The 12,291-nt window shown below is 61.1% G+C and carries 11 protein-coding genes; 7 read left to right on the top strand and 4 right to left on the bottom strand.

Annotated elements, in window-relative coordinates; translation table 11 throughout:
- Positions 1–10 precede the first annotated feature (10 nt).
- Entirely contained in the window at positions 11–403 is a 393-nt protein-coding gene (locus JIN81_RS18030; protein ID WP_200283267.1) for a hypothetical protein, read from the top strand.
- Here the strand turns inward: JIN81_RS18030 and JIN81_RS18025 are convergent.
- Positions 393–701, bottom strand: a complete 309-nt coding sequence (locus JIN81_RS18025) for a hypothetical protein (RefSeq protein WP_234045434.1) — start codon at positions 699–701, stop codon at positions 393–395. The two genes, JIN81_RS18030 and JIN81_RS18025, sit on opposite strands and share 11 nt — an antisense overlap.
- 197 nt (positions 702–898) lie before the next feature.
- Between JIN81_RS18025 and JIN81_RS18020 the strand changes: the two genes are divergently transcribed.
- The 6 genes from JIN81_RS18020 (at position 899) to JIN81_RS17995 (ending at position 10,362) form a co-directional block, all read left to right on the top strand.
- The gene (locus JIN81_RS18020; RefSeq protein WP_200283261.1) at positions 899–1,114 is read left to right on the top strand and encodes a hypothetical protein; all 216 of its coding nucleotides are present in this window, start codon (positions 899–901) and stop codon (positions 1,112–1,114) included.
- Between the two features lie 146 nt (positions 1,115–1,260).
- Positions 1,261–4,146, top strand: coding sequence for an Ig domain-containing protein (locus JIN81_RS18015; protein WP_200283258.1), 2,886 nt, complete (start codon positions 1,261–1,263; stop codon positions 4,144–4,146).
- 179 nt (positions 4,147–4,325) lie between these two features.
- Positions 4,326–5,333 carry a hypothetical protein gene (locus JIN81_RS18010; protein ID WP_200283255.1) on the top strand — a complete coding sequence of 336 codons (1,008 nt, stop codon included), beginning with the start codon at positions 4,326–4,328 and terminating at the stop codon, positions 5,331–5,333.
- On the top strand, positions 5,330–6,538 hold the full coding sequence (locus JIN81_RS18005) for a hypothetical protein (RefSeq protein ID WP_200283252.1): 1,209 nt from the start codon (positions 5,330–5,332) through the stop codon (positions 6,536–6,538). Before JIN81_RS18010 ends, JIN81_RS18005 begins: the two co-directional genes overlap by 4 nt.
- 472 nt (positions 6,539–7,010) lie before the next feature.
- Positions 7,011–8,642: a mechanosensitive ion channel family protein gene (locus JIN81_RS18000; protein ID WP_200283249.1), complete on the top strand. Its 1,632-nt coding sequence runs from the start codon at positions 7,011–7,013 to the stop codon at positions 8,640–8,642.
- Between the two features lie 115 nt (positions 8,643–8,757).
- Positions 8,758–10,362: a PhoPQ-activated protein PqaA family protein gene (locus JIN81_RS17995; protein ID WP_200283246.1), complete on the top strand. Its 1,605-nt coding sequence runs from the start codon at positions 8,758–8,760 to the stop codon at positions 10,360–10,362.
- Between the two features lie 74 nt (positions 10,363–10,436).
- On the opposite strand, the gene JIN81_RS17990 is transcribed toward JIN81_RS17995, so the two are convergent.
- From JIN81_RS17990 to JIN81_RS17980, 3 genes are all read right to left on the bottom strand, one after another.
- Positions 10,437–10,991: a hypothetical protein gene (locus JIN81_RS17990; RefSeq protein WP_200283243.1), complete on the bottom strand. Its 555-nt coding sequence runs from the start codon at positions 10,989–10,991 to the stop codon at positions 10,437–10,439.
- A 105-nt stretch (positions 10,992–11,096) separates the two neighbouring features.
- Positions 11,097–11,435: a hypothetical protein gene (locus JIN81_RS17985; RefSeq protein ID WP_200283240.1), complete on the bottom strand. Its 339-nt coding sequence runs from the start codon at positions 11,433–11,435 to the stop codon at positions 11,097–11,099.
- A gap of 43 nt (positions 11,436–11,478) precedes the next feature.
- A complete protein-coding gene (locus tag JIN81_RS17980) occupies positions 11,479–12,096 on the bottom strand; it encodes a hypothetical protein (RefSeq protein WP_200283237.1) in 618 nt (205 codons plus the stop codon).
- Positions 12,097–12,291 lie beyond the last annotated feature (195 nt).

Raw genomic sequence — 12,291 nt, 5'->3', positions numbered from 1 at the left:
TGGTGTCGCCATGAAGAACCTCATCGGTGTGCTGCTGGCCGTCCTGCCCTGCGCCGCGGCCCTGGAGGGGACCGTCTGGTATGACTCGGAGGGTGAGGTGGCGGTCGTCGAGGGAGCTGCGGCTTCTCCCACCCCGGAACCCTTCGTCCCCGAGTGGAGAAAACGGGAGCTGGAACGTCGCGAGCGGCAGGGTGTGAACCAACGGTCGATCTACGATGATTGGCATTCGCGGGGATACTACGGGTATCGCCGTGACTACCGGACGTACGGAGGGTGGGGGTATTGTCGTCCCATCCGCCGCACGCGTTATTGTGGGTCCTATCGATCGACGAGCGGGCGTTTCACCGCCTGCTTCAGTTCGGGCTTCTACGGTGGTGCCCGGATCGGCGTGGTTATTCGCTAGGGGAATCCCCACTCGGAGGATTCGCGATGACGGGGCCGGAATCCCGGTTGCCCCCCGTCGGGCGCATGTCCTGTTCGTCGGGCAGGGACGAGAGACCTTTCGGGTCGAGCAGGCCTAGATTGTCGCCGGCGGGACGAGGCGTCGGAGTCGAGTAATCATTGTCGACGTAGCCGCGGTTGCTGGATGTGCTGGTGGAGGCCCGCGGTTTCGAGGAAGTCGGGCGACCCAGGACGATGGCTCTGGGCGCGCAGGAGCTCAGCAGCATGAGCAGGATCGAAAACGTGACAATGGGTTTCATCGGCTGGCGCGGAGCATGGGTCGCCGCCCCCGCCTTGACAAGGAGGGAGAATTCCACGGGGCATGGCTTTCCTCCCGCAGGCCGCGGGCAGGTCGGGTTTCGGTAAACGGGTAGGGCGGACGATTCGCCGCGACGGGCCAGCCTGTCCGCGGTAGAACTGGGTGAACTCGCCCGGACGTGAATTGGGTCGCGATCCGGTGTCTCCTGTGCATGGTGCCGCTGTGGGAAATGACTCTTATGCCTCCTCCATCGACGCCCTGCGGAAGCCCGGCGGACTGAATCTGGATGAACTGGACCTGAGGGATACCCCGGCAACCGACCTGCGTCCGCTCGTGACCATGCACCATCTCCGCCTGCTGAAGGTCGATGCGGGGCAGTTCAACGACGCGCAACTGGCGGTGCTCCAAGGCTAGGAAAAGGTGGTGGAATGCAAGCCGACCAGAAACACGGGAAAATGAAAAGTACTGTAAAAGTTGTGGGGATTCGTGAGTTCATCAAAGGGGCAGCCGCAGCCCGTTCGTCGTGGTTGCCCAGCACTCCACTGTTTGAAAATCCCTCCGTGTCCGCTCGTCTTCTCGCATTGATCTCCGTGGGGCTCTCTTGTGCCTCCGAGGCCCTCGTCATCCGTCATGACACGCCGACCCTTTCGTATGAGAATTACGGGAAGGAGTCGCAGTTCAATGCATCCACCGCGATTTCGAGGGCGGAGGACTACGAGTACGGGATCGCCGGGGCGACCGCCATCGACAGTCGCTGGGGCGTCCATGCGCGTCACACGCTTCGGAATGTCGAGAACTGGATGAACGCGGGGAATGGTGCGCGCTTGAGGGGAACGAAGTGGAACGGGGTGAACCACCAGGGCTTGCCGAACGTGAATGTGCTGGGCGTCATCCATTTCGATGACGATTTCACCCGCTTCGCCAATGCCATCGACATTGCCTTGGTGCGCACCAACGCCGCTTCATCGACTCTCCGGATTGCTCCGCTCTTCGGGGGATGGGATGAGGTCGGTCGGGTCGGGTCGGGTGCCAGTGCGGCGAACAACCGGACGGATGGCAGTGGCGTCAGCCGCAAGACGGAAGCCCAACAGACGACCAACTCGGGTCGATGGTATGAAGTCCGCTGGGCCGGAAAGAACGAGATCAATCAGGCCACCGGTCAGGCGCTGGGTTCTCCGAACAATGCGCTCTTGAAGATCGATCTGGATCACCCGACCAACACCTCGAAGAGCGTGATGGGTGGGAATACGGCGATCGATCTGGAATACGGATCGATGAACGGAGACAGCGGCTCACCGATCTATGTGACCAAGAACGGCCTGGAGGGACAGGTGGCGGGAGTGCTCAGTGGAGGGACGGGAAATGTGTATGGGGCCACCACGGTCTACGTGCGAACCCGACCGTACCGAACGTGGATCAGCGACACCATTCAGGCCAACCCCGACAACCGCGCCGTTTACATCGCGACGATTCCCGACCAGTTGGTCAGTGTGGGGGACACCATGACCGTGACCGAGACGTCCACCGGCACCGAGCAAGGTCCGCTGACTCCGGGTTTCTCACTGGTGAATGCCCCATCTGGCATGACCATCGACTCCGCGTCCGGTGTGATCACGTGGACCCCCACCGCGGCTCAGGCAGGCAGGGTGCACACGATCACCGTCAAGGTGACGGAGGATGGAGTGGTTGCGAACAGCAAGACGAAGAGCTTCGACGTGACGGTCGTTGGGGATTCCTTCACGGAGTTCTGGAATTGGAGTGCCGCGCCTCCGGGATGGGGGAAGGTCACGGTCTCGGGTGGGGCTCCCTACGGCGAGAACAGCGGAGCTTTCCCGTATCTCCAGGGGGGGACGAACAATCTGATCCACCAGCAACTGACAGGTACCCTGCCTGCCTGGGCGACGGTGAATGTTTCGATCAAGGCGGCCGATTTCAACCAAACGTGGTCGAAGGGAGGGGAGATCGAGTATGGGTTCCGGGATGCCCAGCCGACGGTGGCGACTGCTGGGGCTGCCTTCACCCATTCCGGGTTGGCTTCGGTGCCGAACTACGATGGGGATGGACTTCAGGATGGTCTCGGCAACACGGGGGGGAACGTCGATTACTCGTTCGCCTTCACCACGACGGAGCCCGTCACGGATCCATGGTTCGTGGTGAGGAAGAATGAGGATGGCGGGCGCATCGCGGTTGATGACATCGTGATCAGCTATTTCTTCATCGATGGTGATGGCGATGGATTGCCGGATGCCCAGGAACTCGATCTGGGGACCGATCCGGGGCTGGTTGATTCGGATGGCGATGGACTGAATGACGGAAACGAGGTGGCCGAAGGAACCGATCCGCTTTCAGGAGACAGCGATGAGGACGGGTATTCGGATGGCTACGAAGTGAATGGGATCGGGACGGACCCTCTCGATGCGGATGATCCGGGAGGATCGAACCAGTTGGCGATCGGCATCAGTTTCGTCTCGGCAGCCGGGAAAGGAATCGGCGTGGGAATCCCCCAGTCGGCACATGCCGGCGCACCCGGAGTGGCGCAGAGCCACTGGAATGTCACCTCGGCGCTTCCGCAGGGGGCCACGTCGGGTTCTACGGCGAACATCGTAGCACCTTCGGGCGGCGTCCTCATCGACAGCCAGGGCGGAGCGACCGGAGCGACCGTGAACTTCACCATGAACAACATGTGGAGCGCGGACAACGAAGACCTGACGCCCTACGGAACGTTGATGCGCGGTTATCTCGATACCGATGCGAACACGGATTGCTCCGTGACGTTCTCCGCCATCCCATATCCGGAATACGATGTGTATGTGTATTTCGGAGCGAACAGCAACGGGCGGACGGGAGCGATCACCGATGGAACCACCAGCTATTCGTTTTCCACCGCCTCCTCCAGTGTGGGGAATCCGGGGACCTACTTGAGGACGATGGATACCGGGAGTGCCCATCCTCCGGCAAACTACGCCGTGTTCGAGGGGAAGACCGACCCGAGCGTGACGCTCACCTACCTGCGTGGAAGCGGGAATGGCGGAATCCACGGAATCCAGATCGTCCCGGTGGGGGCGGCAAGCACTTATCAGCAGTGGGCATCGTCCTTCAGTCTGGATCCGGCAGGCGATGGTGCGCCGGGCGAGGATGCCGATGGTGATGGGCATGACAATCTCGTCGAGTTCGCCCTGCATGCGAGTCCCATCGATGCTGCCAGTCGGCCGGTGATGACGGCGGCTCGCGCGGGGGACGGCTTTTCGCTGATTTATGAGCAATCGAAGCTGGCGGACGAACTCAGCATCCAGGTCAAGTGGTCGGATGATTTGATCAGTTGGCATGACACCGACGTGACCATGCAAGTGCTGGGCGAGAATGCGGATTTCCGTGAAATGAAGGCGACGGTCAGCACCGTGGGACAGTCGTCGAAGTTCCTGCGCGTTGAGATCGAGACGCCATGAGGCTCGGCAGGCTGGCTGGGGTTGGACTTTGGGTGGCCGGTGGGGTCGTGATGTTTCTTTGCGGGAAGCACCACGCGACCGACTCTGGCAGGCATGCTGAGGTATTCGAAAGTGCTGCGAAGCCTCCGCACGAATCCGTGCTCTCGCCGGGGTCCGAACGGGATCCACGAAATAGGCATGTGCTCAGGGGGACATTCGGGCAGCAGGTCCCGGATCCGACCGACACGGCCGCCATGGAGGCCTTCTTCACCGTGTGGCTTGAGCAAGGGGAGGATCTGAAGACGCACGATGCGCTTTTCCTGCTCGCGGATGAATGGGCGGCGATCGCTCCGCAGGAGGCGGTGGGGTATCTCGGCAGACTTGAAGTCGGCGGATCAAGGAATCCCTATCTTTTCTCCGCGCTGAGTCAGTGGGCCGGTCAGGACCCCGAGGCGGCTCTGGCCTGGTTGAACTCGAACCGCGACGACCGGGAGCAAGGACGTGAGTATCTGACGGCGGCGCTGATTCGTGGTGCCGCCACGGCGGATCCGGACTTCGCGTTGAAACTGCTGCTGGAAGCCCCGGACAGTCCGGAGAAACTCGGCTCCGTGGAGTTCCTGACCCGCGTTTGGCTGCAGGGCGGGCTGGATGCGGCGGTGGCGGGACTCGACCGCCTGCCAATGAACGAAGCAGGGATCCGTGAGCGTGCCATCCAGCAGATCGCCCGCCGCGCCGACGACCGATCGGCGGTTGCCGCATGGGCGGTGGGCTTGCCCGATTCCAGAGAGCGGATGATGGCGGTTTCTGCTGTCGCGGCGAGATGGAGTCAGCAGGATCCTGCTGAAGCGGCGGCGTGGGTGGACGGTCTGGCATCGGCCCCGATCCGATCGGATGCCTACGGCGAGATCGGCACCCGATGGGCGAGGAGGGACCCTCTGGCGGCGGCCGATTGGTTGAGTGAACAGGATGGGAGTGCGGAGCATGATCTCGCGGCCAGGGGCGTGGCATGGAGTACGGTAGGTGTCGTACCCGACAAGGCGTTCGAGCAGGTGGCGTCCATCACCCATGCAGGGTTGCGTGAGGAGACCTTCGAGCAGCTCGGGCGGATGTGGATCAGCCAACAGCCGCAGCGTGCGAAGTCCTATCTGGAAGGGGAGAATCTGATGCCGCGGAAGATCCGTGATCGACTGCTGGAGGTGTTCGAATGACTGCTGCCTCACCCCGTTCCCGACTGGCGTGGGTGGTGTGGGTCACCGCCTCACTGGCGGTTTCCTATCTGGCGGGCCGTTTCCTGACGGGTGGTCGCCAGATGGGTGGTCGCCAGATGGGTGAGCCGGTGGATGGGGGGATTCCTCCGTCCATGGTGCGGGTGGAAGATGGGAGGCGTTTGGTTGGTGATGGACCTGGCTGGGAGGCTTCGACGGCGGTGGGCAGGACGCGGGGCATGCTGGACCTGATCGATCAGTGCGTGGATGCGCAGGATTTCTCCGCACTCATCGCCCGGATCGACTCCAAGGCTGACAAATCCGAAAGGCAGCGTTTTCTCGCCATGGTGTTCGACAGGTGGCTCGATGTGGACCCGGAAGCCGCCCTGTCGGAGGTCGGGCAGGTCGAGGTGCTGCGCCACGATTCCGCCAGAGTGGCCGATACGTTTTTCCAATGGGGCAGCCGTGATCCATCGGCCGCCGCCATTCTGCTTTCCCGCATGCTCGACGGTCGACAGCTGGATTTGGAGAGTCGACCGCCGTTTCTCGATGGTGTCGATCCGCCGGTGTTCCTGCTGTCGGTGATTGCCGGACTCAGCCAGTCCGATCCGCGTCTGGCGGCGGCGACCCTGCAGGGTGCGGCGGATAGTCCGGCGAGAACCTCAGGCATCGAAGTGCTACTACAGGACTGGTATGTGGCGGAGGCCGAGGAGGTGCACGAGTGGGCGGCATCGATCGATGACGGGGATTCCCGACGTCTTGCGGTGGAATTGGTGGCGACGGAGGCGGGGCAGTCGGATGTCCCGATGGCGGGGGTGGCGTGGGCGATGGATCTCCCGGCCGATGAACGGCAAATCGCGATCAAGGCCTTGGCGGATCAGTGGAGCGATCGCAACGCGCGGGAAGCGTTTGACTGGCTTGCAGGGTTGCCCGACGAGCCGCTGAAGTTTGAGGCGATGCCTGCGGTGCTGAGAAATCTGACGGTGGTCGATCCGGGTGCAGCGGCCGATTGGCTCAATCAATACAAGGCATCCCCGGCGATGGATGCCAGTGTGGCGGCCTATGCGAAATCGATCCGATTCGTGAACCCTTCGGCTGCATTGGGCAGCACGGAGTCGATCACGGATGTGGAGCTGAGAAAACAGGTGGTGGCCCTGATCAAGCGGGACCTGGCACGGGACTCCGCCCAGCCGGCCGGTTCCGATTGAGAAGCGGCTGGGGCCGTTCGCCGGCATGGTCATCCCTGTGCCGGCCTATCGAGGGGGGGGTGATGGGGGAGCTAGGCGCGTGGCAAACAGGACGAAAAGAATCGGACCTGCTGTAAAGATCCGAACGAACCCGTGTGGATGCCACACTGGCCGTGGTGACTTTTCAGCGACCGCCAGCGCCCCACACACTTGGGATCCGGTCGGCAGGGCCGGTATCGGGACCAAGGCTGCCGTCACGGCCCACTGGGATGACGGAACCGCACCACCCTCACGGTGTGGAACAACACCGGGGCGGAACCGCGATTTTCGGTGACTACGGAGGCGATGCTTTTGGGGAGATCGCTGATGGTGGAGCAAGTTCGGCATCCGGCTTTTACCGGTTGAGCGATGGACGGACGCTGATAGCTTGGTCGGAATGGAAATGACGTGGGTGAGCACCGGGCGGCGAGGCATGGGCCTTTTGGGCAGATTTGTGACGATCCTGTTGGGCGTTTTGGTCCTGCAGGCGCAGGAACCTGAAGCCGTGCCGCCGGCGCCTCCCGAGGGTGATGATCTCGAAGCCCTGAAGAAGCTGGCCCCGGCCCTGGTGCTGGCCAAGGAGGACCTGGAAGAGGCGAAGGCGAAACTTGAAGGAGCAGCGACCGAAGAGGAGAAAGGAGAACTCGAGGAGGAGGTGAACGCGCAGAGGGTCCGCGTTGCAGAGCTGCGCGACGACTTTCGGACGCTGGCCAGCGGCATTGAGGAAGCCAAGTTCCTCGGGATCGAGCCGGAGTCGATTTCGTTGAAGCAGAGTCTGGAGGACATCCTCGAACCGATCAGCCGGGGAGTGCGCGAGGCGACCGAGGAACCGCGTGAGATGGATGAGATGCGGCGCAAGCTGGACACCGCCCGTGATCACCTGGAGATGTCCGAGGAGGCGCTCGCGCGTCTGACCAACCTGCTGGATCTCGCCGAAACCGACTCCATCATCGAGGAGCTCAACGGCACCAAGGAGATGTGGGACAAGCGTCTCGCCAGAGCGCGCAGTCAGATCGCCGTGCTGGAGCAACAGATCGCGATGCGCGAAGTCGACCAGCGGACGACCTTTGAGAAACTCTCGGAGTTCTTCCAGCAGTTCTGGAGAAGCCGGGGCCTCAACCTTGTCATCGCGATCCTGGCCGCCGTGGGTGCTGCCATCGGCGTGAAGCGCGGGTATCGTCTGCTGAAGAAGCTCAACCGCTCGAAGAAAAAGGGTGGTGTGGCCGGTCGCACCATGGATCTGATCGTCGAGATTCTTGCCGTGGTGGCGGCGATCGCAGCGCTGGTCCTGGTCTTCTATCTGCGCGGCGATTGGTTGCTGCTGGCTCTCACGATTCTGGCCCTGCTGGGCATCCTGTGGGCATCGAAGACCGCACTCCCGCCCTACCTTGAGCAGGTCAAATTGATCCTCAATCTGGGGCCGGTCCGTGAAGGGGAGCGCATGATCTACGACGGAGTGCCGTGGCGGGTCCGGCGGCTCAACTTCCAGTGCCGCTTTGAGAACCCCGAGCTGGATGGCGGCAAGCTCAGACTGCCGATCCGAGATGTGATGGGTCTGCATTCACGTCCGGCCGACGCGAAAGAGCCTTGGTTTCCGACCCGCAAGGACGACTGGGTGGTGTTGGGTGACGAAACCTACGGGAAAGTGATCGAGCAGACACCGGATCAGGTCGTGGTGCTTCGTTTGGGTGGTAGCCTGAAGACCTACCCCACCGGGGACTTTCTCGAGCTCGCTCCGGAGAACCTCTCGCGTGGCTACCGGATCCAGGTGGTGTTTGGTATCGACTACGCTCATCAAGCGATTGCGATCAGCGAGGTGCCGGAGGTGTTTCAGCAGGCTCTTGAACGGAGACTGCTGGAGGTCGTTGGAAAGGATGGTCTCCGGTCCGTGAAGGTGGAATTCACGAGTGCCGGCGCGTCATCGCTCGACTATGCGATTCTTGCCGACTTCGATGGCTCCCTCGGGTCGCGGAAGAATGCACTGAACCGATTGATCCAGTCGGTCTGTGTCGAAGTCTGCAACGAGCATGGTTGGGGCATTCCATTCCAGCAAATCACGCTGCACCAGGCCGCTGCCCAAGCTTGAATGCCCATCCATGGTGGCACCCCCGAGGCGATGGGAAAGACACGGATCCGGGTGGCTTCATCCCGGCGATCGGTGTATGGCGGGGTCAGGGAGGGCTCTCCTGACAACCATGCCAATGAACCCATGGACTTCCGCGTTCGGTCGACGCATCGCCAGAGTGATGGGCGTGCTGCTCCTTGGTATCGTGATGACAGTGCGGTCTGACGCATCCGTGGCGACGGCGCTCGATACCTTCGTCTATGCCGATGACCCGACATCGGACCATCGGGTAATCGGTGTCGACGACAAGTTTCTCTACAAGCGGTATGACCTCGAGCTGACGTCCGGATCCTGGAGGACTGCGGAGGAGGTGGACCGGGTGCTGTGGAAACACTGGGTTTCCATCTATGTGCCGGACCGCATCCAGACAAGCACGGCGCTGCTGGTCATCAGCGGGGGATCCAATGCTTCCACTCCTGCGTTCGGCGAGCTCGATGATTCGATCGGGCCCGTCTCGATCGTGACCGGCTCGGTGATTGTCGATGTCGGGCAGATTCCGAATCAGCCCATCCAGTTCGCCGGTGAAAACGACCCGCGCACCGAGGATGCGCTGATCGCCCATTCGTGGCGCAAGTTTCTCGATGATCCCTCGGATACGACCTGGCCGGCCCAGTTGCCGATGACCCGCGCAGCGGTCAAGGCCATGGACCTGGTGCAGGATTTTCTCGCGCTGATCGAGCCGTCCGACCCGATCGATGACTTCATCGTCGCGGGGGCATCGAAACGAGGGTGGACGACGTGGTTGGCCGCCGCCGCCGAGAATGGTCCGCTCGGTCAAGGCCGGGTTTCCGCCATCATCCCGATGGTGATCGACACGCTCAACCTGGAGGAATCCTTCGATCATCACTTCAATGTCTATGGGTTCTGGGCTCCCGCGGTGGGCGACTACGTCGACGCAGGCGTGATGGATTTCCGCGGCACACCGGAGGCCTCGGAGCTGTATGCCATCGTCGACCCCTACGCCTACCGGTCGCGGTTGACGATGCCGAAGGTGATCCTGAACTCCACTGGTGATCAGTTCTTCCTGCCGGACTCGTCGAAGCTCTATCTTGATGGCCTGCCGGGAGATACATGGTTGCGCTACTACCCAAATACCGACCACTCGCTCAGCCAGTTGAGCAATCCATTGGCGGAGATCCTTCCGCTGTATGGCATCCTCTTGGACAAAGGATCATCGGCGGTTCCAGACCACAGCTGGTCGGTCCTGGAAGATGGGACGCTGGAACTGCAAACCAGCGTCACCGGGGCGACCGTCAAGCTGTGGCAGGCGACCAATCCATCGGCTCGCGATTTCAGGTTGGAGACAATCGGAGCAGCATTCACTTCCACCGCGGTTGCCAACGAGGGCGGGGTGTTCCGCGCGAATGTCAGCCCACCGGAATCCGGCTGGACCGCCTACTTCCTCGAGTTGTCGTTTCTCGACGGAACCTCCGCCACCACGGGCGTGCAGGTGGTCACAAAGTCCACCGACCCCGAACTCCGCATCGCGTCGACCGAGTCAGGAATCGAACTGAGTTTCAACAGCAAGCGCGGCGAGTATTACGAGCTGCTTGCCGGCGAATCGTTGGGCGACATGAGCGTGGTCGAGAGCATCGTGCCAACCGCCGACTTGACCACCTGGCTCGATCCCACCCCCGAGGAGCCACGGAAGTTCTACCGCCTCCGCGTGGTCACGCCTTAGCCGGCTGATGGACGGGGCACCTGAGTGATGCCGTCCGCGGCCTGGTCGCAGGATGATCCCGCCGACAAGGCTCTTCATGTTTCATGTCGGGCAGTTCCATCCCTCATAGGGTGGGTCGAGTAAACCGAGATCACCCTGCAATCCTTGACGTGATTGTCGTCTCCGTGATGGCTCGTTAGAAAGGCGTGGATGCTCTCGACCTGGCCGAGCGTCGGAACCAAGGCATTTGATCCAAGGGCACGGTTGACGATTTCAACATCATTTCCCCAGTTGGTGAGCAGCGAGATATCACAGTAACCGTCAATGATGTCGTAACCAAGGAAGCCCTCGTCCGACTCGTCATGCTCGGAATAGGAGAAACCCATCAGACTGCCGGCTCCGATCCGGAGGTGGACCTGTTGCGCGTAATCAAAATCCTTGAGGTAACTGACCATGAAGTTCCTGCACACCACATGATCCCAGTCATCGATCGATTCAGGAGTGAACAGGCTCTGCCTGAGCATGCCATCCAGCGAGTCGAACCGCTCGAAGTGGATGCTGCGCCATTCAAGGTAGTGGGTCCAGGCCTCTCCGTCGCTTGGGCCAAAGTCCTCGACGATGGTGAAGAGCATCCCATGGAAGTCGTTCATGTCTTCCGATGTCGAAGGGGGGGCGTGTTTCGGCTTCTGGGTGATTCGCAACCCGTGATTTGTCAGGCTCCACATGTGCCGGGAGTGATTGCCCGCAGGATCATCTCATTGTCTCGATTCCACCGTGAGGATGGATGCGTTTGGTATCCAGAACACCGAGTGACGCAGGTCGGTGTCCCCAGAGTTGTGCTTGTAGTGGCTCTCGAAGAAGACGCCATCAAGGCGTGCCTCGATGATCTTACCATCCAGCGAGACCTTCGTTTGGTTCTGCCAGGTGGTGGTTGGCGCGATTGGTGAACCGGATGCGCCCAAAACATCTCTTCTGAAGTGAACGGTCACTTCGGAGCCTTCCCAAGCCTGGAGTGAAGCGGACTTCGGTGGCGTCTCTTTGCCACAACCTGTCAGGAGGACGATGAGGGGGATCTGGAATAGGGCGGTTCTCATGTTTTCAGGAAGGAGGGTGGTTCTCGTCCGGCTTGCCATGACATCAAAATTCATCCGGCGCGTCACGGATCATTGAATCCGGGCCTTCAAAATATTGCTGAAGCTTGACCACGTATTCCTTGGTCGGTTGCAAACCAGAAAACGGAAGCTGTGTCACGGTGCCGTCTCGGGCGACATGGAATACTGATCCGTTGCCCAGTTCAAAATCGGTTTCGTTCGAACGGATTCTCGTCACGTCGGAGGATGAAAGGTGGTAACTGAGGACGGTCTCGTTGTCTGGAGACGTCGTGATCGTGCCGGAGTAGTCGAACGTGCGAGACCGTGTGTCGGAGGTGTGGTCAGCTGACGAATTGATATCAAATGGAAAGTAGAAGACAATCGACCGGTCCGGATTCTCATCGTAGGCGAACGCAAGGAGGGTCGCCCCTGTCGTTCCAATGTGATGCCCGCCATCCAGAAGCGGTTTCCAAGTGGTCGTTGGGTTCGGTTTGCAACCGCATGCCAATACGGACAGCAGGGCAAGGAGGGAGGCGGGTTTCATGGTTGGTGTTGTTGGTTGACGTTGCGCGTGCGCAGCTTCCGGAGAACTTTGTCTTCCGAGGATGGCGACACGGATCGGGTGGTAAATCAGAAAAAGGGATGAACCGGGGACATCGGTCACGGATTGGCCGGTCGGACGGGCGACAGATCAGGGTGATAAGTAAGACTCGAAACCCCCGTGAAAGGCGTGGAACACCGCTGGTTTGAAAAACAAGGGGTGTCTGACATGAGGGCCGTCTGGATCAAGCTTCACTACGGGCCTCATGCCCGAGTCTGATTGGAACCGCCCTGTACGGAGCCGTACGCAGGGTGGTGT

Origin of the sequence: Haloferula rosea (assembly GCF_016595525.1) — a bacterium.
GTDB classification, from domain to species: Bacteria; Verrucomicrobiota; Verrucomicrobiia; order Verrucomicrobiales; family Akkermansiaceae; genus Haloferula; species Haloferula rosea.
This window is presented reverse-complemented; position numbering and strand designations above follow the sequence as displayed.

Bases quoted from the DNA above. Each gene is read 5' to 3' on its own strand.
- JIN81_RS17990 (WP_200283243.1), bottom strand. From the start codon at position 10,991: ATGAACGACTTCCATGGGATGCTCTTCACCATCGTCGAGGACTTTGGC.
- JIN81_RS17985 (WP_200283240.1), bottom strand. From the start codon at position 11,435: ATGAGAACCGCCCTATTCCAGATCCCCCTCATCGTCCTCCTGACAGGT.
- JIN81_RS18030 (WP_200283267.1), top strand. From the start codon at position 11: ATGAAGAACCTCATCGGTGTGCTGCTGGCCGTCCTGCCCTGCGCCGCG.
- JIN81_RS18005 (WP_200283252.1), top strand. From the start codon at position 5,330: ATGACTGCTGCCTCACCCCGTTCCCGACTGGCGTGGGTGGTGTGGGTC.
- JIN81_RS17995 (WP_200283246.1), top strand. From the start codon at position 8,758: ATGAACCCATGGACTTCCGCGTTCGGTCGACGCATCGCCAGAGTGATG.
- JIN81_RS18025 (WP_234045434.1), bottom strand. From the start codon at position 701: ATGAAACCCATTGTCACGTTTTCGATCCTGCTCATGCTGCTGAGCTCC.